Genomic DNA, 22,400 nt, shown 5'->3' with positions numbered 1-22,400 from the left:
GCGCCACCGTCTTGTTTAATAAGCGAAATATCCATCATCATGACAGTCAAAGTCGCAATTGCTCAAATGAATAGTACGGTCGGCGATCTGGCCGGCAACCGTGCCAAGATCTTCGACCTTTCCCGCCGCGCCTTTGAAGCGGGCGCCGATATCGTGCTCACGCCGGAGCTGTCGCTGGTCGGCTATCCACCCGAGGACCTGTTGCTGCGCAATGCATTCTACGCAAAAACGCAGGAAGCGTTTGCGGGGCTGGCTGCCGACCTGGCCCAGTTCAAGGATTTGCACGTGGTGGTGGGCCTGCCCCTGCAGGACGAGAAGGGCGTGCGCCACAATGCCGCCTCCGTGCTGCTGAACGGCGAAGTGCTGGGCACCTACCGCAAGCACGACTTGCCGAACACCACCGTGTTCGATGAAAAGCGTTATTTCACGTCGTCGGACCAGGCTTTCGTGTTTGGCGTGAAAGGCGTGCGTTTCGGTATCAATATCTGCGAAGACACGTGGTTCGAGCACGCGCCGATGCGCGCCCGCGCGGCCGGCGCGCAAGTGCTGCTGGTGCCGAACGGCTCGCCCTACCACATGAACAAGCAGCACCTGCGCTATGACACCATGCGCAAGAACATCAGCGCGCAAGGCATGGCGCTCGTGTATGCCAACCTCGTCGGCGGCCAGGATGAGCTGATTTTCGATGGCGATTCCTTCGTCATGGACGCGGCCGGCACGATTTGCGCCCAGCTTCGCCACTTTGAGGAAGACTTGCAGCTGGTCGACTTCGACGGCGCCACGCCCGTGCCGCAAGCGCTGGCCGCGCCGCTGGCGACGGAAGCGCAGGTCTACCAGGCGCTGGTGCTGGGCGTGCGCGACTATATCGGCAAGAACGGTTTCCCTGGCGTGCTGATCGGCATGTCGGGCGGCGTTGATTCGGCCCTGACCCTGGCCATTGCCGTCGATGCGCTGGGCGCCGACAAGGTGCGTGCCGTCATGATGCCATCGCAATTTACGGCCGATATCTCGTGGATCGATTCGCGCGACATGGTAAAACGCCTCGATGTACGCTACGATGAAATTCCGATCAAACAAACTTTTGATGCCTTCCGCGCCACCCTGGCCGGGGAATTCGCCGGACTGGCGGAAGACGCGACGGAAGAAAACATCCAGGCGCGCATCCGCGGCACCTTGCTGATGGCCTTGTCGAACAAGCATGGCAGCATCGTGCTGACGACCGGCAACAAGAGCGAGATGGCCGTCGGCTATTGCACCCTGTATGGCGACATGGCGGGCGGCTTTGCCGTCATCAAGGATATTGCCAAGACCCTGGTGTACCGTTTGTGCGCGTACCGCAACAGCATCTCAAGCGTGATACCCGAGCGTATCCTGACGCGCGGACCGTCGGCCGAACTGCGCGCCGACCAGCTGGACCAGGATTCCTTGCCAGCGTATGAAATACTCGATGGCATCATGCAGATGTATATGGAAGAAAACCGGCCGATCGCCGACATTATCGAGGCAGGCTACCCGCCGGCCGACGTGGCGAAAATCACGCGCCTGATCAAGATCAATGAATACAAGCGGCGCCAGTCGCCCGTGGGCATCCGCGTCACGCACCGTGGCTTCGGCCGCGACTGGCGTTATCCGATTACCTCGAGGTTCTACGAATAACGAGGGGAACCCCGCCAAACCTACTGCGCAGCTCACTACCGGGCATCCGTTGCTCACCGTACTTAAAGTACGGCTCCGCTACTCAACCCGGTATTGAACTTGCTCGCTACGGTTTTGCGGGGTCCCGTTAAGCCACTTGGTGAAGAATTGTCGATTATTAATAAGGAGAAAGCCATGAAACAGATTACAGCCATCATCAAACCATTCAAGCTCGACGAAGTACGCGAAGCGCTGGCCGATGTGAACGTGACGGGCTTGACCGTGACGGAAGTGAAGGGTTTTGGCCGCCAGAAGGGGCATACCGAGCTGTACCGTGGCGCCGAGTACGTGGTCGACTTCCTGCCGAAGGTCAAGGTCGAAGTGGTGGTCGATGACAGCGTGTCGGAACTGGTGGTCGACGCCATCATCAAGGCGGCCCGCACGGGCAAGATCGGCGACGGCAAGATCTTCGTGCGCGACGTGGAGCAGGTGATCCGTATTCGTACCGGTGAGACGGGCCCGGACGCCGTATAAGTTCAGGCCAGCAATGTTGTCGGATTACGGCTCTTCGAGCCTAATCCGACCTACGCGATGTATCGCGCATCTGGCCGTAGGTCGGCTTGGCGCGCCAGCGCGTAAGCCGATGATGCGTCAGCGCCCCAGCCGCATGTCGAATTTCCAGCCATCGTAGGTCGGCTTAGCGCGCCAGCGCGTAAGCCGACATGCGCCACCAAGAATATTGCCGGATGACCTGTCAACGCCCCAGCCGCATGTCGAATTTCCAGCAGATCAGGCGCAGGATGGTGATGCCGCTGGCGCTGGTCCACAGCGCGAAGTCGTGCTCGGCGCCGAAGTGCATCTGTAGCAGATAAGCCCAGCAGCCAAAGAACGCGCAGATGGCATACGGTTTGCCGTCGCGAAACACCATCGGCACTTCATTGCAGACGATATCGCGCATCACGCCGCCAAAGATTCCCGTAATCACCCCCATCATCGAGGCGATGAAGAGCGGCATGCCGGCGCGCGTCGCTTCGGCCACGCCGGCGATGGCGAACATGCCCAGGCCGATGGCATCGGCCACGACGATCAGGCGTTCCGAGACGATTTGCCGCAAATGCTGGATCAATGGCGCGGCCGTCAGGGCCAGCACGAAGATCAGAATGGCGTATTCCTGGTGCGAGACCCAGAACAGGGGCCGTTTGTCGAGCAGGATGTCGCGCAAGGTGCCGCCGCCAAACGCCGTGATGAAGGCCACGACGAACACGCCCACCAGGTCCATGCGCTTGCGGCGCGCTTCGATGAAACCGGAAAAGGCGCCCACCAGGATAGCGATGACCTCAATGATCTTGATCAGCGAGCCAGGCGGCAATTGGGGTGGCATCATGGGCGGAGCGCGAGGACAGGAAATAATTGTCACAGGTTAACATGACACGGCCCCGAATGGTGACAAACGGGGCCGTGTGCAGTGTGGAACGTGTGACTGAATTGTATTTTCTTGTTGGCAAGCCTAGCGGATGGGCTGCAGGGCGGCGGACAGCAAGACCACCAGCGCGCCATCGCCGCCTTCGGAGCGGCGCGCCTGGCAAAAGGCGATGACTTCATCCTTTTGCACGAGCCAGCTGTGCACCATGGATTTCAAGACCGGTTCCTGGCCTTTCGAGCCAAAACCTTTGCCGTGGATCACGCGCACGCAGCGCAGCTTGCGCCGCGTGGCCTGGTTCAAAAAGGCGCCGATGCCGTCGCGCGCCTCGTCGCGGCGCAAGCCGTGCAAGTCCAGCTCATCCTGGATAGGCCAGTGGCCCTTGCGCATCTTCTTGACCACGTCCGGCCCGACGCCGGGGCGGGCATAGTTGAGGGCCGGATCGTTTTCCAGGTAATGGTCGACTTCAAACAAGTCCGACAGCGACTCGCGCAGCACGGCCGCATCGTCCTCTTCCGGCGACAACTTGCGCGCCGGCTGCTGGGGCGCCATGGCGCCCGTCTTGGGCAGGCTGGGCACGTAGCGGTCGGACTCGGGCAGGCGCTTGACGCCGCCGATGCTGGCCTTGAACAGATTGCTCTCCACGGCCTGCACCTTGACCTGCTTGGCGCGCTCCGCTTCAGCCTGAGCGCGCGCATCGGCCTGCTCCTTGAGCTGCTTGCTGACCGCTTTCAGGTCGGCAAAGTCTTTCATCGACGCCATGCGGCGATTACTCCTGGCCTTCCAGGTAGCGCTGGGCGTCCAGTGCTGCCATGCAACCCGTGCCGGCGCTGGTGATGGCCTGGCGGTAGATGTGGTCTTGCACGTCGCCGGCGGCAAACACGCCCGGTGCGCTGGTGGCCGTGGCCATGCCTTCCAGGCCAGTTTTCGTCTTGATGTAGCCGTTGTGCATGTCCAGCTGGCCTTCGAAGATACCCGTGTTCGGCTTGTGGCCGATGGCGATGAACACGCCATGCACGGACAGCGCTTCGACCTTGCCGTCGATGGTCGACTTGATGTTCAGGCCCGTCACGCCGCCTTCGTTGCCCGTCACTTCATCCAGAGTGTGGTTATATTTCAACACAATCTTGCCTTCGGCAACCTTGGCGTTCAGGCGGTCGATCAGGATCGCTTCCGCGCGGAACTTGTCGCGGCGGTGGATCAGGGTGACTTTGTTGGCGATGTTCGACAGGTACAGCGCCTCTTCGACGGCCGTATTGCCGCCGCCGACGACGGCCACTTCCTGGTTGCGGTAGAAGAAACCATCGCAGGTGGCGCAGGCGGATACGCCCTTGCCCATGAATTCCGCTTCCGATGGCAGGCCCAGGTATTGCGCGGATGCGCCCGTGGCGATGATCAAGGTGTCGCACGTGTATTCGTGGCTGTCGCCCTTCAGGCGGATCGGCTTTTCATTCAGGAACGTGGTGTGGATGTGGTCAAACACGATTTCCGTATTGAAACGCTCGGCGTGCTGCAGCAGACGCTGCATCAGGTCCGGGCCTTGCACGCCCATCGGGTCGCCTGGCCAGTTTTCCACGTCGGTGGTGGTCATCAGCTGGCCGCCTTGTTCCACGCCGGTAACCAGCATCGGGTTCAGGTTGGCGCGCGCGGCATAAACGGCGGCGCTGTAGCCGGCGGGGCCGGAACCGAGAATCAAGACGCGGGCGTGTTTGGTAGTGGTCATAATAGGGCTTCTCTATGAGTGGGGTCTATCCGAATTGGGGGCATACGCGCGAAGAACAAGGGCGTATTGCGCTTGCGCAAGCAATCCCGGATTATAGACCAAGCCGCCTGTGGCGACGAATCGTGGGGCCGTCGGCGCCATATATGGCTTAGAATACCTCCTTATTATGGGAAATTCCCTTCCAGTAACATTTATCACCTTGCAGCGCTTCCCAGAATGACTAAACCAGCCCAGGCCACACAGAATAGTTACACCCGTAAACCGGTCGAGCGCCGGCCTCTGCCCAACCGGCTGGTGCGGCTGCTGTCCGAGGCGCGCTGGTTCGCGCTGGCCGCGTTTGCCCTGTACTTCGTGCTCATCCTGGCCAGCTTCAACAAGCTCGACCCAGGCTGGTCGCACGCCACCTCCGTCGAGAAGGTGGCCAACCTGGGCGGCAAGCTGGGCGCGACCCTGTCCGACCTGTTGCTGTATATCTTCGGTTTTTCGGCCTGGTGGTGGTGTGTCTGGCTGCTGCGCACCGTATGGAATGGCTATCGCCGCCTGAGTAAGCGCTTCCTGCTGGAAGAAGAGGAAGCCGAGCGCGAGCACCATGTCGAGATGCTGATCCGCATCGTCGGCTTCTCCATCATGCTCATCGGCAGCATGGGCCTCGAATACCTGCGCATGGCGAAAAGCCTGCACGTGCAGCTGCCGCGCGACCCGGGCGGCGTGCTGGGCCAGCTGGTGGGCCACTCGGCCCACGTGGCCTTCGGCTTTACGGGCGCGACTTTATTACTGCTGCTGCTGTTCGGCCTGGGCTTTTCCCTGTTCTTCCATGTGTCCTGGCTGCAAGTGGCCGAGCGCATCGGCGGCGCCATCGAAGACGCATTCAACTGGTTCGTGCTGCGCTACCAGGACCGCGAAGACCGCCGCCAGGGCGAAGTGGCTGCCGTGCGCCGCGATGAAGTGGTGGTCATCGAGCGCGCCAAGCACGTGGAAAAGCACGTGGCCGCGCCGCCCGTGAAGATCGAGCCGCAAGTCGTCACCGTGGTGAAATCCGAGCGCGTGGAAAAGGAACGCCAGGCCCATCTGTTCGAGAACCTGGGCGACGGCAAGCTGCCGCCCCTGTCCCTGCTCGACGAAGCGCCGCCCGTGGTGGAAACGGTGTCCGTGGAAACCCTGGAATTCACGAGCCGCCTGATCGAAAAGAAATTGTCGGACTTTGGCGTGGATGCCAAGGTAGTGGCCGCTTACCCCGGCCCTGTCGTGACGCGCTATGAAATCGAGCCGGCCACGGGCGTCAAGGGCAGCCAGATCGTCGGCCTGGCGCGCGACCTGGCCCGTTCGCTGTCGCTCACCTCGATCCGCGTGGTGGAAACCATCCCCGGCAAGAATTACATGGCGCTGGAACTGCCGAACAGCAAGCGCCAGATCGTGCGCCTGACGGAAATCCTCGGCTCCAAGGTGTACAACGATGGCGTGTCCAGCCTGACGATTGCGCTGGGCAAGGATATCGCCGGCAAGCCCGTCGTGGCCGACCTGGCCAAGATGCCTCACTTGCTGGTGGCCGGTACCACCGGTTCCGGTAAATCCGTGGGCATCAATGCGACGATTCTGTCGCTGCTGTACAAATCCGACCCGCTCGACGTGCGCCTGATCCTGATCGATCCGAAGATGCTGGAAATGTCCGTCTACGAAGGCATTCCCCACTTGCTGGCGCCCGTCGTGACCGACATGCGCCAGGCCGGCCACGCGCTGAACTGGGCCGTCAACGAAATGGAACGCCGCTACAAGCTGATGAGCAAGATGGGCGTGCGTAACCTGGCCGGCTACAACGCCAAGATCGCCGACGCGAAAAAGCGCGAAGAACACATCCCGAATCCGTTCAGCCTGACGCCGGATTCGCCCGAGCCGCTGGAAAAACTGCCGACCATCGTCATCATCATCGACGAGCTGGCCGACCTGATGATGGTGGTGGGCAAAAAAGTCGAGGAATTGATCGCGCGTATCGCGCAAAAGGCCCGCGCTGCCGGCTTGCACTTGATTCTGGCCACGCAGCGCCCATCTGTAGACGTGATCACGGGCTTGATCAAGGCGAACATTCCGACGCGTATCGCTTTCCAGGTGTCGTCGAAGATCGACTCGCGCACCATTCTCGATCAGATGGGCGCGGAAACCCTGCTGGGCATGGGCGACATGCTGTACATGCCGCCCGGCACCGGTTTGCCGATGCGCGTGCACGGCGCGTTCGTGTCCGATGAGGAAGTCCATCGCGTTGTCAGTCATTTGAAGCTGCAGGGCGAACCGAATTATATAGAGGGCATCCTCGAAGGCGGCACCCTGGAAGGCGATGGCGCCGAAGGCGGCGTGCCGGGCGAGGGCGGCGGCGAGGCCGATGCCCTGTACGACCAGGCGGTGGCGGTGGTGCTGAAAAACCGCCGTGCCTCGATTTCGCTGGTGCAGCGTCATTTGCGCATCGGCTACAACCGCGCGGCCCGTCTGCTCGAGCAGATGGAGCAGAGCGGCGTGGTTTCAACAATGCAATCCAATGGCAACCGGGAAATCCTGGTGCCGGCGGCAAGTAGCGAACAAGGGCAATAAGAATGATGAAGAAACAGACTTTCGCAGCAAAAATGGTGATCGGCGCGGCAGGCATCGCTTGCAGCCTGCTGTTCGCTGCCAGCGCCTCGGCCAGCGCCCTGGAGCAATTCAAGAGCTTTGCGGCCGGTACCAAGTCGGCCAAGGGCGAATTCGTGCAGCGCCAGGTCAAGAAGGCGGACGCGGGCGGCAAGGCGAAAGTGTCGACACCGGCCAGCGGCACTTTTGAATTCGCCCGTCCGGGCAAGTTCATCTGGACTTACCTGAAGCCGTACGAGCAGCTGCTGCAAGCCGATGGCGAGCAGCTGTATATCTACGACAAGGACCTGAGCCAGGTGACGGTGAAGAAACTGGGCGACGCGCTCGGTTCCTCGCCAGCGGCGATTTTGTTCGGCAGCAACGACCTGGAAAAGAATTTCACCCTGGCCGAAGCGGGCACGCGCGATGGCCTGGAATGGCTGAAAGCCACGCCGAAAGCCAAGGACACGACGTTCGACGAAATCAGCATCGGCTTGCGCAACGGCGTGCCCGAAGCGATGGAATTGCGCGATTCGTTCGGCCAGACGTCGGTGCTATCGTTCAAGAATTTCCAGAAGAACCCTACCTTGTCTGCCAATCACTTTAAATTTGTCATGCCCAAGGGCGCGGATGTCATCAATAATTGATTGTTGACGTCTGGTTGTTGACCGGCCTCGCAGCGATGCGGGGCCTTTGCATTCTTAACCGGTAAATATTATGGCGGATCTCTTTTCCACCGCACCGCGCCAGCCGCTGGCCGAGGCCTTGCGGCCGGCGACCCTGAACGAAGTCATCGGCCAGACGCATCTGCTGGGCGTGGGCAAGCCGCTGCGCCTCGCATTCGAGGCGGGCAAGGCCCACTCGATGATTTTATGGGGTCCGCCCGGCGTGGGCAAGACCACCCTGGCACGCCTGATGGCCAATGCCTTCGACAGCGAATTCATCGCCCTGTCAGCCGTGTTCGCGGGCGTCAAAGATATCCGCGCGGCCATGGACCAGGCCCGTCACAGCCTGGACCAGTTCGGCAAGCACACCTTGTTATTTGTCGACGAAATCCACCGCTTCAACAAATCGCAGCAGGACGCCTTGCTGCCCTTCGTGGAATCGGGCCTGGTGACGTTCATCGGTGCGACGACGGAAAACCCCAGTTTCGAAGTGAACTCGGCACTGCTGTCGCGCGCGCAAGTGTACGTGCTGAAATCGCTGAACGAAGACGAGATGAAGCAGCTGCTGGCCAAGGCGCAAAGCGCTGCGCTGACGCATTTGACGTTTGACGAGGCTGCCGCCGATACCCTGATCGGCTATGCGGATGGCGATGCGCGGCGCTTTCTGAACTTGCTGGAACAGGCCGAGACGGCCGCCAGCTCGACGGGCACGACCACCATCGACGCGGCCTTTGTCGACAACGCGCTGACCTTGAACTCGCGGCGCTTCGACAAGGGCGGCGATAATTTCTATGACCAGATTTCCGCCCTGCACAAGTCCGTGCGCGGCTCGAATCCCGATGCGGCCCTGTACTGGTTTTGCCGCATGATCGACGGCGGCGCCGACCCGCGCTATTTGTCGCGGCGCATCGTGCGCATGGCCTGGGAAGACATCGGCCTTGCCGACCCCCGTGCCCTGACCATGGTCAATGATGCGGCGGAAACGTATGAACGTCTCGGTTCGCCCGAAGGCGAGCTGGCGCTGGGCCAGGCCGTGATCTATCTGGCGATTGCGGCGAAAAGCAATGCCGGCTACAACGCGTTCAACACGGCCATGGCGTTCGTGAAGAAGGACAAGTCGAAGGAAGTGCCCGTGCATTTGCGCAATGCGCCGACAAAGCTGATGAAGGAACTTGGCTACGGCCATGCCTACCGCTATGCGCATGACGAGCCCGACGCGTATGCGGCCGGCGAAACCTATTTTCCGGATGGCATGGCGGAACCGGGCTGGTACCAGCCCGTGCCGCGCGGACTGGAAAGCAAGATCGCCGATAAATTGGCATGGTTGCGCGAGCTGGACAGAAAAGCAGGAAAACCAGCCGGCAAGGGCTGAGGCTACAGGCCCAACAAGCTAAAACCGTCATCCTGCGGCGCATAGCCGACCAGCTGGCGCGTCGCGGCGATGGACAGGCGTTTGTAGCGGTTGTCCGACACCCCATGCACGACGTGGTAGCCGGGCGGCACGTCGGCCGTCACGCAGCGGGCCAGCAGCTGCACCACGTCGCGCTCGCTGATGAAGGCGGCGATGTCGCGTGCGCTGTGCTGCTGGCCTTGTTCAAACTGCGCCACGTTGGCGATGCGCACGGCGATGGCTGTCATGCCATGCTGGTGGGCGAAGGCCGAGGCCACGCCTTCGCCGAAGGCCTTGCTGGCGCCGTACATGTTCGCCGGTCGCGCGGGCATGGCTTCCTGTACTTGCACGTCCAGCGCATAGCCTTCGACGGCTTGCGCGCTGCTGGCAAACACCACTCTGTTGACGCCTTGCGCCTGCGCCGCGCGGAAGATATTGTGCGTGCCGACAATGTTTGGCTGCAGCAGTTGCGTGTCGAAATCGGCGCTGGCGTGCGGCACGCCGGCCAGGTGCAGCACCACGTCGATGTTGGCGCAGGCTGCCAGGCAGGCGGCGTAGTCGGCCACGTCAAGCTGAATGGATGGGCAGGGCGATTCGGCCAGCTTGCCTGTGTGCAGGTCAGCCAGGCGCAGGGAGAATTCCCCGTGCCGGCGCTGCCAGAAAGCGGTGCCGATGACGCCGGCCGCGCCCGTGACGAGGACGCGCAATGGTGTGACTGCTTGATTCATGTATTCCTTGTCATCAGTGTGTGGGACAGAGCCAGGTGCAGCCAGCGCAGCAGGGCGGGGCGGTGGGCGGCTGGCGCATGCACGCGGATGCGTCCGCTACCCACGGCCTCCACCAGCACCAGGCCGCCGTTGGGGATAGTGTAGCGTTCGCCGCTGCGCAGCACGCAGTCGTCAAATTCGGAGTAGGCCGTGATCCAGGCCGTGCCGTGCAGGCATTCGATCACGGCATGCTCAGCCTTTTCCAGGCGCAAGGGCTGTTGTGGGCGCAATTCATGGTCGGTGTGCATGGCAAACTCCTGGTGGGCGGACAGGAGCAGCTTAGGCCCAGGCCGCCAACGAGAACAGATGCAGGAAAACGAAATTGTCATGAACACAGCACCCTTTGCCTTACACTGTGCTTGTCAAAAAAACGGGCAACTGTATCTGTGCCGGTACCGTGCGGCCGCCGCATACTGAGGGGATGAACATGAGCACGCACATCAATCTGTACGAGCACCTGGCCAACGAGCTGGGCGCCCTGATCGACTCGCGTGTGTTCGCCCCGGGCGAGCGGCTGCCGTCCATCCGCCACCTGGCGCAGCAAAAGCGCATCTCGATCAGCACGGTGATGCAAGCCTTGCGCCTGATGGAAGACCGGGGGCAGGTCGATGCGCGGCCCCAGTCCGGCTACTTCGTGCGCCACCGCGCGCCGCGCCGTCCGTGCAGCGCCGACGCGCCGCACCTGAAGGAGCCGGCCTTTGTCGGCATCAATAATCTCTTGATGCGCGTGCTGAAGGACAACGAGACGCGCGACCTGGTGCAGCTGGGCACGGCGTGGCCGCCCGACGAAATCCTGCCCATCAAGCGCATGCAGCGCACCATCAGCGCCGTGGCGCGGCGCGAACCCGCCTTATTAAGCAAGGTCAGCTGCTACGACATCAGCGAAGGCAATTTCCTGCGCCAGGTGACGCGCCGGGCGCTGGACTGGGGCAAGCTGGACCCGGAAGAAATCGTCGTGACGAATTCCTGCACGGAAGCCATCAGCCTGTGCCTGCGCGCCGTGGCCAGGCCGGGCGACACCATCGCCATCGAGTCGGCCACATATTTCGTGCTGCTGCAGATGATCGAAAGCCTGGGCATGAAGGCGCTGGAAATTCCCACCGACCCGAAGACGGGGCCGTCGCTCGACGCGCTGGAGCTCGCCTTGCGCGCCGGCCTCGTGCAAGCGTGCCTGTTCGTGCCGAACGCCAACAACCCGCTCGGTTGCGTCATGCCGGAAGCAAACAAGAAGCGACTGGCGGGGCTGCTGTCGGAATTCAATATCCCGCTGGTGGAAGACGATGTGTACGGCGACCTGTGCTTTGCTCCGCAGCGGCCGTGGCCCGTGAAGGCCTACGACACGAGCGGCAATGTGCTGCTGTGCTCTTCGTTTTCCAAGGCCATCACGCCCGCCTCGCGCGTCGGCTACGTGCTGGCGGGGCGTTTCGCGCAGGAAGTGGCCTTGCTCAAAACCGTGTCGAGCGGCGCCACCAGCCATTTCTTCCAGGCCGTGCTGGCCGATTTTTTGGAAGGCAGCAGCTACGACCAGCAGCTGCGCAAGATGCGGCGCACCCTGGTGCAGCGCATCGCGCGCATGTCCGACGCCGTGGCGGCACACTTTCCGGCGGACTGCATGCTGTCCGAGCCGCAGGGCGGTTTCGTGCTGTGGGTGCAGATGCCGCCGCAGGTCGACGCGCTGGCCCTGCATGGGCAGGCGATCGCCGGTGGCGTGGCTTTCATGCCGGGCCAGCTGTTTTCGGCTTCGGGCAAGTTCGGCAATTATCTGCGCCTCAATTGCGGCAATGCATGGACGCCGCGCATCGAGCAGGCGATCGGCCGCCTGGGCCGCCTGGTGCATGACGCCTTGTAACTATTGCGCGCGCTTCAGTCCCTGTTTTTCACCGTTCGCTCCCTGTTTTTCGCCGCTGGTCGCAAGCCGGTGGCGTTGTGTGTGCCCGTTGGCTAAAGTAGCACCATACCAGCAGCAGTCAACCACACAAACCAACCAGGAGTTACATCATGCACGCACTGAAAAACATGGAAATCGCCTTTGTCGCCGCCGCCGTCATCGCCATCGGCGCCAGTTTCGCCACCGCCGGCGCGAATACGCTGGAAGTGAGCGCCAGCAGCACGGTGGTCGCCCAGGCTGCCGACAGCAAGATGCCGGTCGTCACCGTCAGCGCCCGCCGCCTGAGCGCCGCCGAGAAAGCCGCCTTTATCTAATGCTGGCCTGAGCATCAGTTGTACAGCGGGCGCGAGTGCCCAGCCAGGCTGCCATGACGATGGCGGGCCGTGTGCAAAACTCATAAGGAAGTGAACGGGTCTTGGTACAATGGATGCTTTCGATCCATCGGCACCGACATCCACCCATGATAGATATCCAACTTCTCCGTAAAGACATCGCCACTGTTGCCGTCCGCCTGGCAACGCGCAAATTCCCGCTCGACGTGGCAGGCTTTACCGCCCTCGAAGCCGAGCGCAAGGCGATCCAGACGCGCACCGAAGAACTGCAGGGCAAGCGCAACGCGCTGTCCAAGCAAATCGGCATGTTGAAAGGCAAGGGGGAAGATACCTCGGCCGTGATGGCGCAAGTGTCGGGCCTGGGCGATGAATTGAAAGCCGATGAAGCGGCGCTGACCCTGGTGCAAGCCAAGCTGAGCGACTTCATCATGGCCGTGCCTAACCTGCCGCATGAATCGACGCCCTTAGGCGAAGACGAAGCGGGCAACGTGGAAGTGCGCAAGGTCGGCACGCCGCGCACGTTTGACTTTGAAGTCAAGGATCACGTCGACGTGGGCGCCCCGCTGGGCCTGGACTTCGAAGTGGCCACCAAGCTGACCGGTTCGCGCTTCTCCGTCATGAAGGGCGGCATCGCCCGCCTGCACCGCGCGCTGGCGCAATTCATGCTCAACACGCACGTGGACGAGCACGGCTACACGGAATGCTATACGCCGTACATGGTGAACGCCGATTCGCTGCGCGGCACGGGCCAGCTGCCGAAATTCGAAGCCGATCTGTTTTCGGTGAAAAAAGGCGGCGCGGAAGGCGAGGGCGAAACCTTCTACCTGATCCCCACGTCGGAAGTGACCTTGACCAACATCGCCCGCGATGAAATCCTCGCGCTCGACCAATTGCCCCTGAAAATGACGGCCCACACGCCATGCTTCCGTTCGGAAGCGGGCAGCTACGGCCGCGACACGCGCGGCATGATCCGCCAGCACCAGTTCGATAAAGTCGAAATGGTGCAAGTGGTGCACCCGGATACCTCGTACCAGGTGCTGGACGAGATGGTCGGCCATGCGGAAGCCATCCTGCAACGCCTGGGCCTGCCATACCGCGTGATGTCGCTGTGCACGGGCGACATGGGTTTCGGCGCCACCAAGACCTTCGACCTGGAAGTGTGGCTGCCGGCGCAAAACACCTACCGTGAAATCTCGTCCCTGTCGAACTGCGAAGCCTTCCAGACCCGCCGCATGCAAGCGCGTTTCCGCAACGCCGCCGGCAAGCCGGAACTGGCGCACACCCTGAACGGCTCCGGCCTGGCCGTGGGCCGCACCCTGGTCGCCGTGCTGGAAAACTACCAGCAAGCGGACGGCAGCGTCGAGATCCCGGCAGTGCTGCGCCCGTACATGGGCGGCCTGACGCATCTGAAGGCTTAAAAGGCTCAGGCAGTCGCTGCAATGAAAGGCTGAAAATAGTCCTTCCATTTTCTCAAGCGGCTGCTATAATCTTGCCTTCTCGCAGCAATGCGGGAAAGACCGCAGCAAATGGAGAGGTGGCAGAGTGGTCGAATGTACTTGACTCGAAATCAAGCGTACGTTAAATCGTACCGTGGGTTCGAATCCCACCCTCTCCGCCAGAACAAATAGAGAAAGCTCCCGCAAGGGAGCTTTTTTTATTTGTGGCGGCGAAGAGGAGTACGCCCCCTGCGGGGCGTACGCGTGGGATTCGAAGACGAGCGCGTACTCGCGCGAGGCTCCCCGAATCGTCAAACTGGTTTTCACGCGTGCGCCAAGGTGGCGTCTGCGAAGGCGCGCCGCGCTTCGCGCGAGGCTCCCCGAATCATCAAACTGGTTTTCACGCGTGCGCCAAGGTGACCTCAGCAAAGGCGAGCCGCGCTTCGCGCGAGGCTCCCCGAATCGTCAAACTGGTTTTCACGCGTGCGCCAAGGTGGCGTCTGCAAAGGCGAGCCGCGCCGCGCGCCAGCCTCCCCGAATCGTCCAATTGGTTTTTGGTTTGGCTACCAGCCTTCAGTTGCAAATCACCAATAAAACCCCTACCCAAGCCAACAATCCCCATGCTAAAATAGCGCCTCGTTCAAACGGACACGTCAGTTTGAACGAATAGACCGCAGTAAACGGAGAGGTGGCAGAGTGGTCGAATGTACTTGACTCGAAATCAAGCGTACGTTAAATCGTACCGTGGGTTCGAATCCCACCCTCTCCGCCAGAATACATAAGAGAAGCTCCCGCAAGGGAGCTTTTTTTATGCCCGCAAGATCAAAAAACCAGCGGCGCAAAGTCCAGGCAGAAAAGCCGCCCAAAGCGCGCAGCGCAAGGCGATTTTTCCTCCATTCAAGCTTGAGTGGCCAGCCCACCCCTCGCGCCAGAGTCCACCTTTCCCCGGCTCAGCCATGGTAATCTACCTCCTCCCATCCCGCCCCCACCAATAAATGCAATGAGCCAATTCTGGAGCACCATCGTCAGCGAGCTGACCCCTTACATCCCCGGCGAGCAACCAAAACTGCCCGGCCTGGTCAAACTGAACACCAACGAAAACCCCTACGGCCCGTCGCCGCAGGTGCTGGCCGCGCTGCGCGAAGCCGCCGATGACAGCCTGCGCCTGTACCCCGATCCATCCGCCAGCGAACTGAAGCAAACCCTCGCTGATTACCACGGCCTGAACAGCGCGCAAGTGTTTGTCGGCAATGGTTCCGACGAAGTGCTGGCGCTGGCCTTCATGGCCTTGCTCAAGCACGATGCGCCGCTGCTGTTCCCCGACATCAGCTACAGCTTCTACCCCGTGTATTGCAAGCTGTACGGCATCGATTACCGCACCGTACCGCTCGACGATGCCATGCGCATCCGTCCGGAAGACTACCAGGGGCCATGCGGCGCCATCATCTTCCCGAATCCGAATGCGCCGACGGGCGTGGACTTGCCGCTGGCCGGCGTGGAAGCCATGCTGCGCGCGCATCCCGACACCGTGGTGGTGGTCGATGAAGCGTATGTGGATTTCGGCGGCGAGAGCGCCGTGGCCCTGGTCGAGCGTTATCCGAACTTGCTGGTGGTGCAGACGTTCTCGAAGTCGCGCTCGCTGGCGGGCTTGCGCGTCGGCAGTGCTTTCGGGCATGCGGACCTGATCGAGGCGCTGGAACGGGTGAAGAACAGTTTCAACTCGTATCCGCTGGATCGGCTGGCGCTGGCCGGCGCCGTCGCCTCGCTGCGCGATGAAGCGTATTTCCAGCAGACGCGCCAGGCCGTGATCGCCAGCCGCGAACAGCTGACGGCGGACTTGGCGGCGCTGGGTTTCGAGGTGCTGCCGTCGGTGGCCAACTTTGTCTTTGCCCTCCACCCGCGGCATGACGCGGCGCAGCTGGCAGCCGGCTTGCGCGCCAGATCGGTGATCGTGCGCCATTTCAACGCGCCACGCATCAGCCAGTATTTGCGCATCAGCATCGGTAACGTGGGGGAGTGCGCGGCCCTGATGGCGGCCCTGCGTGCCTTGTTGTAATTCCTTTCCTTTGTAGCGGCCACTGCCCATGGCGGCGGTGGCGCCAATTCTTTCAGAGCCTATCAAAAAGTGTAGACATGCCAACCTGGCATGTTACTATGACGTAAGTCGATATATCACCAGTTGATATAGCGATCTGCGCTATATCGGCTATCGCAATAGGGGAGGAATATGGATGCATCGATAGACAAGCTGCTGCCCTTGTCGGAAGCCACATACTACATTTTGCTGGCCTTGAACGAGCCGGCGCATGGCTACGCCATCATGCAGCAAGTCGAGGCCATCAGTGAGGGCGCCGTCAAGATCGGGCCGGGCACCATGTACGGGGCGTTTGCCAACCTGGAAAAGCAGGGCTTGATCGTGATGGTGAGGGAAGCCGAGCGTCGCAAGGTCTACACCATGACGGAGATGGGGCGCCATGTGCTGCTGGCACAATTGCGACGCTTGCGGTTGATGGTGCGCGTGGGCGAGGCGAGTGCGCCTTTTTTAGCAAAATATTGAGGTGAAACAGCATGAGTGAGCAACGGTCGCATGTCTATAAATGGTTCATCGAGCTTGATGATGGCGAGATCGAGCAATGGCTGCGTTCGCAAGCCCTGGCAGGCTGGCATTTGAAGGGTTTTCTCATGCCTTGCCGGTTTACGTTTGTCCGGGGCGAACCCTCCGATGAGGTCTACCGTTTCGACTCTTTTCCGGCTTGGAAGCGCAGCGCCGATTATGACCAGCTGTGCCAGGATGCCGGCTGGGAGCTGGTGTTTTACTGGTGGGGCAGTTATTGCTGGCGCAAGCCTGCGGCAGACGGCCAGCCGAATGAAATTTACACGGATACGGCATCGAAGATTGCCAGGCAGCAGCGCTTGCTGATGTATTTCGGCTTGACCGGTTTGCTGTTGATATTCAACCTGCTGGGCAGCCGCGACCGCGAGATGGACACGCTGCGGATGGTGCTGACGGGGGGGCAACTGGCCTTGGTCGTGCCCATGTCCTACCTGATCTGGCGCACCATCAGCCGCTTGCGCCGCCTGCGCCGGCAGGCGCTTTAGGCCCATCGGGCGCTGGTAACCGTGCCGTCATGCACGGCCATTGCGCGTCAATGAATGGATGCAAGCGGTAGCATGATGAACAGGATGGAAAAAGCTTTCAATCTGGCGCGAGATCGTGTCTTGGATGGCAGGCCTGGTACGGCTGCCGGCAGCCGTACCAGGTGCCAGTTTGCCTAGTGCTGGCTGGCCCGGCGGCGGCGGGTCATGAAGCCCAGCAAGCCCAGGCCGCCCAGCAGCATGCCGTAGGTGGCTGGTTCCGGTACGGCCGACACGGAAAAGTCATTGATGGTCGGCCAGATGCCGACCTGTCCTGCCGTGCTGACGGCCAGGTCCGAGAAGGCACCCGTCGACAGGAAGCCGATGAACGAGCCTTGTGTCGGCAGCGCCAGTTCGTAGGTGAGCAGTTCACCCAGCGCATTGCGCGCTGTCAGGGTGACGCTCTGGGCTGCGGCATATCCGCCCTGGACGTTCGAGCCGAAGAAGAATCCGCCCACGCCACGCACGTCACTGGAAAAGTTAGAAAACAGCACGCTGTCGTCGCGGCTATTGGTGCTCAGCCAGTTGTCGCTGCCCGTGCCGGCGCCATACAGGATGGGCGAGGCGCCCACACTGCTGACCGTGTAGCTGTAGTTGCCGGCGTTGCGGCTCAGCGGGCTGTCAAGCGCATCGATCGGCAAATCGTCAAAGGTATCGACACCGGTATTACCGGCCGCTGCCAGATAGGCGGACTGGCTGGTGAAGACCGTGATGTCGGCGTGTGCGGCGCTGGCGGCGAGCAGCAGGGCGGCGGCGCTGATGATTTTCAGGCGGGAGAAAGTGGTTTGCAAGATCGACTCCTTCACAAGGGTTGGGAAAAGGATGCGGCAAAATGTTTACTTATTTATAATGCCAGTTCAATATAATATTAACTAGAAAAAAATGCAATACAAAGTTCTTTATGATAATTTCCGCCTTGTATAGCTGAAATACGGATGTTTCCCTGTTGCCACTGCTAGTGCCTCAAAATGCGCACAGGGCAGCGCCATGCTGCCGCCAGGGGCCATTTGTGCAACAATAATCGGATTCATTCATCGACAGGACGGACAATATGGCAAAAGTGGCATTCATCGGTTTGGGCGTCATGGGTTTCCCCATGGCAGGCCATCTGGCGGCGGGCGGGCACGACGTCACCGTGTACAACCGCAACCCGGCCCGCGCGCAAGCCTGGCTGGAGCAGCACAAGGGCAGCAGCGCCGCCACGCCGGCCGCCGCTGCCGCGGGTGCCGAGTTCGTCTTCACCTGCATCGGCAACGACAATGATTTGTATCAAGTCATCCTGGAAGAGGGCGGCTTGCTGTCCGCCATGGCGCCGGGCAGCATCCTGATCGACCATACGACGGCCTCGGCTGAAGCGGCGCGCACCATCCATGCAGCGGCAAAAGAAAAAGGCGTGTTCTTCTTGGACGCGCCCGTGTCCGGCGGCCAGGCGGGTGCGGAAAATGGCAAGCTGACGGTGATGGTGGGCGGTGATGCCGAAGCGTATGCGCGCGCCGAGCCCGTCATCGCGTTGTTTGCGCGTGCCGTCACCTACATGGGTGCCTCCGGTTCGGGCCAGCTCACAAAAATGGTCAACCAGATCTGCATCGCCGGCCTGGTGCAAGCCCTGAGCGAAGGCATCGCCTTTGCGGAAAACGCGGGCCTGGACGCGGCGCTGGTGGTCGACGTGATTTCCAAGGGCGCGGCACAGTCGTGGCAGCTGGAAAACCGCGGCAAGACCATGATAGAGCGCAAGTTCGATTTCGGTTTCGCCGTCGACCTGATGCGCAAGGACCTGGGCATCTGCCTGGCCGAAGCCAAGCGCAATGGCAGCGACCTGCCCGTGACGACCTTGACCGACCAGTTCTATGGCGAAGTGCAGCAGGCGGGCGGTAACCGTTACGACACGTCCAGCCTGATTACCCGCCTGAACAAAAAGTAAAATTTAATTCGTCAGTAGCGAGCGGCGCGTCCCTGCAAAGGGCCGCGCCGCTTGTCGTTTGCGGGAGCGAAAAGTAAAAAACGTCAGTTTCCGGAACATCCGGTTTCGATTTTCATGGAAAAGCATGGACTTCGCGGTCTCATCGTGTATTATTAAAAAACGAGATGAAATGTCCCAATTTTTAAAACATTACGAGCGGACCCGCATGAAAACCAACTCCTCAGCGATAACACGCGTTGTCGACAAGAACATTCCCTATCTCTCTTCCGCTGTCGCCATCTGGCGCCCCCGCGCCGTGCTGCGCAGCTGGCCCGGCGTGGCGATCGCGCTGGTGATCGCCCTGTCGGCTACTTTCATTTCCAGCAATTACGGCGGCCCGCAACTGCTGTACGCGCTGTTCTTCGGCCTGGCCTTCCACTTCCTGGCAGCCGACCCCACCTGCAAGCCCGGCATCGAGTTTTGCAGCAAGATTCTACTGCGCACGGGCGTGGCCCTGCTGGGCGCGCGCATTACCTTCAACCAGATCGCTTCCGTGGGCGTGACGCCCTTGCTGATTGTCGTCGGCGGCCTGGTGGCGACGCTGGGCTTCGGCTACCTGCTGGCCAGGTGGCTGAAACGGCCCATCACGGAAGGCATTTTGTCCGGTGGTTCGGTGGCCATCTGCGGCGCCTCGGCCGCGCTGGCCATCTCGGCGGTGCTGCCGCAGACCAAGGAAAACGAAAAATTCACCCTGCTGACGGTGGTGGGCGTGACGACCCTGTCGACCCTGGCCATGATCGTCTATCCGCTGCTGGTCAAGCTGCTGGGCTTTGACCCGACGGAAGCGGGCGTGTTTATCGGCGGCACGATCCATGACGTGGCGCAAGTGGTGGGCGCGGGCTACCTGGTCAGCAACCACACGGGCGACGTCGCCACCTTCGTCAAGCTGACGCGCGTGGCCTGCCTGGTGCCTGTCGTGCTGGGCCTGTCGATCATGTTCAAGCGCAAGGACGGCAAGAGCGAAGTCGATGCGCCGCCGCTGGTGCCTTTCTTCCTGATCGGCTTTGTCTGGCTGGTCATCACCAACAGCCTGGGCCTGATCCCGCAGGAAGTGAATGGCTGGATCAACAATGCCTCGCGCGCCTGCCTCGTCATCGCCATCGCCGCGCTGGGCGTCAAGACCTCGTTCCAGTCGCTGGCCTCGCTGGGCTGGCGTCCCGTGGTCATGCTGGTGATGGAAACGGTGTGGATCGCCGCCTTTGTCGCCATCGCCGTGCTGCTGACGCGCTAAGCGCACCAGGCCCGCCATGAAAGTCCTCGTTCTCGGCGCCGGCGTGGTCGGCACGGCCACGGCCTGGTATTTGCGCCAGGCGGGCCACGACGTGCGCGTGCTGGAGCGCCAGGCGGGCGCGGCGCAGGAAACCAGCTTCGGCAATGGCGGGCAGATTTCCGTCTCGCACGCGGAACCGTGGGCCAATCCCGCCACCCTGCGCAAGGTGCTGACATGGCTGGGCAAGGACGATGCGCCGCTGCTGTTCCGTCCCCGCCTCGACCCGCTGCAATGGCGGTGGGCGCTGCACTACCTGCGCGAATGCCTGCCATCGAGGGTGGCGCGCAACATGCGCCAGATCGTCGCCCTGGCCGAGTACAGCCGGCAGAGCCTGCAAGCCTTGCGGCGCGAAACGGGCATCGCGTATGACCACCTGGAGCGGGGCATTTTGCATTTCTATACGGACCAGCAGGAGTTCGATAAATCGCAGTCCGGCGCGGCGCTCTTGCGCGAGCTGGGCTGCCCGCGCAATACCGTCAGCGCCGATGAAGTCATCCGCATCGAGCCGGCCCTGGCGCATGCGCGGGGCCAGATCGTCGGCGGCGATTTTACGGCCAGCGACGAGTCGGGCGACGTGCACTTGTTTACCACGGCGCTGGCGGCCCGCGCGGCGGCGGCCGGCGTGGATTTCTGCTTTGGCACGACGGTGACCCGCTTGCTGCTGGACGGCGAAAGAGTGACTGGCGTGGAATGCATCGATGCGCAGGGGCGCCACCGCAGCGAATATGCGGATGCCGTGGTGGTGGCCATGGGCAGCTTTTCCGCGCCCCTGCTGCGCCCGCTGGGCATGCGCTTGATGCTGTATCCGGGCAAAGGCTATTCCGCAACCTATCCGATACTCGACCCCGCCAGCGCACCGACCGTGTCGCTCACTGACGACGGCCACAAGCTGGTGTTTTCGCGCCTGGGATCGCGCCTGCGCGTGGCGGGTACGTGCGAGCTGAACGGCTACACGCGCGAACTCAATCCCGTGCGCTGCGCCGCCATCACGCGCCGCGTGCAAGCGCTGTTCCCTGATGCCTGCGATTACGGCGACCCCGTCTACTGGGCCGGCTTGCGCCCGCTCACGCCATCGAACGTGCCGTATATCGGGGCCACGCGCTACCGCCAGCTCTTCCTCAACACGGGCCACGGCACCCTGGGCTGGACCATGGGCTGCGGCGCGGGCAGGGCGATCGCCGACCTCGTATCCGGGCGGCGACCTGACGTCGATTTTGCGTTTTGCGGGGAAACCCAAGGAAAAAGGCTGGGGTCGGTCCCACCGGGAGCGGAATGTGGCCCATTGGGCCACGTTCCCCCTCAGGGGCCGACCCCGGATTTTGCTTCTGGTTTAAATGAATTGCACAGGAGATCAAGATGAGAGACGCCACCGCCCCCAGCCCAACACCGGCCGGCCTGACCCTGGCCGGCACCACCTACCAGTCGCGCCTGCTTGTAGGTACCGGCAAATACAAGGATTTCGAGGAAACGCGCCTGGCCATCGAGGAGAGCGGCGCCGAGATCGTCACCGTCACGATACGGCGCGTGAATATCGGCCAGGAAAAAGGCGAGCCGAACTTGCTCGATTTTATTCTACCGTCGAAATACACGATTCTGCCCAACACGGGCGGCTGCTACAACGCGCGCGACGCCGTCTACACCTTGCAACTGGCACGCGAACTGCTGGGCGGCCATCAGCTGTGCAAGCTGGAAGTGCTGGGCGATGAAAAGACGCTGTTCCCGAACATGCCGGAAACGCTGAAGGCGGCGCAGGAACTGGTGCGCGACGGCTTCCAGGTGATGGTGTATTGCAGCGATGACCCCATCCAGGCGCGCATGCTGGAAGACATCGGCTGCATCGCCGTCATGCCGCTGGCGTCATTGATCGGCTCGGGCATGGGCATTTTGAACCCATGGAACTTGTCCCTGATCATCGAGCAAGCCACGGTGCCCGTACTGGTCGATGCCGGCGTCGGCACGGCGTCGGACGCGGCCATCGCCATGGAACTGGGCTGCGACGGCATCCTGATGAATACCGCGATTGCCGCGGCGCGCGAACCCATCCGCATGGCGCGCGCCATGAAATTGGCAGTGCAGGGCGGACGCGAGGCTTACCTGGCCGGACGCATGCCGAAAAGTATGACGCAGCCGGGTGCCATGCGCGCCTCGGCCTCGTCACCGATGGCCGGGCTGATCGCCTGAGCC

General features: G+C 61.8%; 21 protein-coding genes and 2 tRNA genes. 17 read left to right on the top strand and 6 right to left on the bottom strand.

Features of this window, described 5'->3' with window-relative positions:
- The first annotated feature begins 39 nt into the window (after positions 1–39).
- Positions 40–1,656, top strand: coding sequence for an NAD+ synthase (locus ACQ4WR_RS22650; RefSeq protein WP_436490053.1), 1,617 nt, complete (start codon positions 40–42; stop codon positions 1,654–1,656).
- A gap of 174 nt (positions 1,657–1,830) precedes the next feature.
- Complete coding sequence (locus ACQ4WR_RS22645; RefSeq protein WP_034758685.1) at positions 1,831–2,169, top strand: P-II family nitrogen regulator; 339 nt, start codon at positions 1,831–1,833, stop codon at positions 2,167–2,169.
- Positions 2,170–2,389: 220 nt separating this feature from the next.
- On the opposite strand, the gene ACQ4WR_RS22640 is transcribed toward ACQ4WR_RS22645, so the two are convergent.
- From ACQ4WR_RS22640 to trxB, 3 genes are all read right to left on the bottom strand, one after another.
- On the bottom strand, positions 2,390–3,019 hold the full coding sequence (locus tag ACQ4WR_RS22640; protein WP_102293322.1) for a trimeric intracellular cation channel family protein: 630 nt from the start codon (positions 3,017–3,019) through the stop codon (positions 2,390–2,392).
- Positions 3,020–3,142: 123 nt separating this feature from the next.
- Positions 3,143–3,817, bottom strand: a complete 675-nt coding sequence (locus ACQ4WR_RS22635; RefSeq protein WP_436490051.1) for a Smr/MutS family protein — start codon at positions 3,815–3,817, stop codon at positions 3,143–3,145.
- 7 nt (positions 3,818–3,824) lie between these two features.
- The gene (trxB, locus tag ACQ4WR_RS22630; protein ID WP_034758671.1) at positions 3,825–4,778 is read right to left on the bottom strand and encodes a thioredoxin-disulfide reductase; all 954 of its coding nucleotides are present in this window, start codon (positions 4,776–4,778) and stop codon (positions 3,825–3,827) included.
- 216 nt (positions 4,779–4,994) lie between these two features.
- Here trxB and ACQ4WR_RS22625 point away from each other — a divergent pair, with 216 nt between their 5' ends.
- From ACQ4WR_RS22625 to ACQ4WR_RS22615, 3 genes are all read left to right on the top strand, one after another.
- Complete coding sequence (locus ACQ4WR_RS22625; RefSeq protein WP_102293324.1) at positions 4,995–7,358, top strand: DNA translocase FtsK; 2,364 nt, start codon at positions 4,995–4,997, stop codon at positions 7,356–7,358.
- Positions 7,359–7,360: 2 nt separating this feature from the next.
- A complete protein-coding gene (lolA, locus tag ACQ4WR_RS22620) occupies positions 7,361–8,020 on the top strand; it encodes an outer membrane lipoprotein chaperone LolA (protein WP_436490049.1) in 660 nt (219 codons plus the stop codon).
- 70 nt (positions 8,021–8,090) lie between these two features.
- Entirely contained in the window at positions 8,091–9,410 is a 1,320-nt protein-coding gene (locus tag ACQ4WR_RS22615) for a replication-associated recombination protein A (RefSeq protein ID WP_102293326.1), read from the top strand.
- A gap of 2 nt (positions 9,411–9,412) precedes the next feature.
- Here ACQ4WR_RS22615 and ACQ4WR_RS22610 read toward each other — a convergent pair whose 3' ends face one another.
- Positions 9,413–10,156 (bottom strand): NAD-dependent epimerase/dehydratase family protein, encoded by a 744-nt coding sequence (locus tag ACQ4WR_RS22610; protein WP_436490046.1) that lies wholly within the window; start codon positions 10,154–10,156, stop codon positions 9,413–9,415.
- The gene (locus ACQ4WR_RS22605; protein WP_436490044.1) at positions 10,153–10,443 is read right to left on the bottom strand and encodes a DUF2917 domain-containing protein; all 291 of its coding nucleotides are present in this window, start codon (positions 10,441–10,443) and stop codon (positions 10,153–10,155) included. The genes ACQ4WR_RS22610 and ACQ4WR_RS22605 overlap by 4 nt, the downstream gene beginning before the upstream one ends.
- A gap of 179 nt (positions 10,444–10,622) precedes the next feature.
- Here ACQ4WR_RS22605 and ACQ4WR_RS22600 point away from each other — a divergent pair, with 179 nt between their 5' ends.
- From ACQ4WR_RS22600 to ACQ4WR_RS22565, 8 genes are all read left to right on the top strand, one after another.
- Positions 10,623–12,044, top strand: a complete 1,422-nt coding sequence (locus tag ACQ4WR_RS22600) for an aminotransferase-like domain-containing protein (protein ID WP_436490043.1) — start codon at positions 10,623–10,625, stop codon at positions 12,042–12,044.
- 149 nt (positions 12,045–12,193) lie between these two features.
- On the top strand, positions 12,194–12,397 hold the full coding sequence (locus ACQ4WR_RS22595; protein WP_436490041.1) for a hypothetical protein: 204 nt from the start codon (positions 12,194–12,196) through the stop codon (positions 12,395–12,397).
- 146 nt (positions 12,398–12,543) lie between these two features.
- On the top strand, positions 12,544–13,833 hold the full coding sequence (serS, locus tag ACQ4WR_RS22590; protein WP_436490039.1) for a serine--tRNA ligase: 1,290 nt from the start codon (positions 12,544–12,546) through the stop codon (positions 13,831–13,833).
- A gap of 110 nt (positions 13,834–13,943) precedes the next feature.
- Positions 13,944–14,033 (top strand) — tRNA-Ser (locus ACQ4WR_RS22585).
- Positions 14,034–14,533: 500 nt separating this feature from the next.
- Positions 14,534–14,623, top strand: a tRNA-Ser gene (locus tag ACQ4WR_RS22580).
- 228 nt (positions 14,624–14,851) lie between these two features.
- On the top strand, positions 14,852–15,907 hold the full coding sequence (gene hisC, locus ACQ4WR_RS22575; protein WP_436490037.1) for a histidinol-phosphate transaminase: 1,056 nt from the start codon (positions 14,852–14,854) through the stop codon (positions 15,905–15,907).
- Positions 15,908–16,078: 171 nt separating this feature from the next.
- A complete protein-coding gene (locus ACQ4WR_RS22570; protein WP_102293332.1) occupies positions 16,079–16,408 on the top strand; it encodes a PadR family transcriptional regulator in 330 nt (109 codons plus the stop codon).
- Positions 16,409–16,419: 11 nt separating this feature from the next.
- Positions 16,420–16,950 (top strand): DUF2812 domain-containing protein, encoded by a 531-nt coding sequence (locus ACQ4WR_RS22565; protein ID WP_436490035.1) that lies wholly within the window; start codon positions 16,420–16,422, stop codon positions 16,948–16,950.
- A 173-nt stretch (positions 16,951–17,123) separates the two neighbouring features.
- Here ACQ4WR_RS22565 and ACQ4WR_RS22560 read toward each other — a convergent pair whose 3' ends face one another.
- The gene (locus tag ACQ4WR_RS22560; RefSeq protein WP_258002827.1) at positions 17,124–17,777 is read right to left on the bottom strand and encodes a PEP-CTERM sorting domain-containing protein; all 654 of its coding nucleotides are present in this window, start codon (positions 17,775–17,777) and stop codon (positions 17,124–17,126) included.
- Between the two features lie 260 nt (positions 17,778–18,037).
- Between ACQ4WR_RS22560 and ACQ4WR_RS22555 the strand changes: the two genes are divergently transcribed.
- From ACQ4WR_RS22555 to ACQ4WR_RS22540, 4 genes are all read left to right on the top strand, one after another.
- Complete coding sequence (locus ACQ4WR_RS22555; RefSeq protein WP_436490033.1) at positions 18,038–18,907, top strand: NAD(P)-dependent oxidoreductase; 870 nt, start codon at positions 18,038–18,040, stop codon at positions 18,905–18,907.
- 205 nt (positions 18,908–19,112) lie between these two features.
- The gene (locus ACQ4WR_RS22550; protein ID WP_102293335.1) at positions 19,113–20,177 is read left to right on the top strand and encodes a YeiH family protein; all 1,065 of its coding nucleotides are present in this window, start codon (positions 19,113–19,115) and stop codon (positions 20,175–20,177) included.
- A 16-nt stretch (positions 20,178–20,193) separates the two neighbouring features.
- Positions 20,194–21,576, top strand: a complete 1,383-nt coding sequence (locus ACQ4WR_RS22545; protein ID WP_436490032.1) for a D-amino acid dehydrogenase — start codon at positions 20,194–20,196, stop codon at positions 21,574–21,576.
- Positions 21,573–22,397, top strand: a complete 825-nt coding sequence (locus ACQ4WR_RS22540; RefSeq protein ID WP_436490031.1) for a thiazole synthase — start codon at positions 21,573–21,575, stop codon at positions 22,395–22,397. Before ACQ4WR_RS22545 ends, ACQ4WR_RS22540 begins: the two co-directional genes overlap by 4 nt.
- The last annotated feature ends 3 nt before the right edge of the window (positions 22,398–22,400 follow it).

It is taken from the genome of Janthinobacterium amylolyticum, assembly GCF_051380655.1.
Lineage (GTDB): Bacteria > Pseudomonadota > Gammaproteobacteria > Burkholderiales > Burkholderiaceae_D > Janthinobacterium.
Note: the sequence above shows the minus strand (reverse complement) of the source record. Positions and strands in the feature narration are given on the sequence as shown.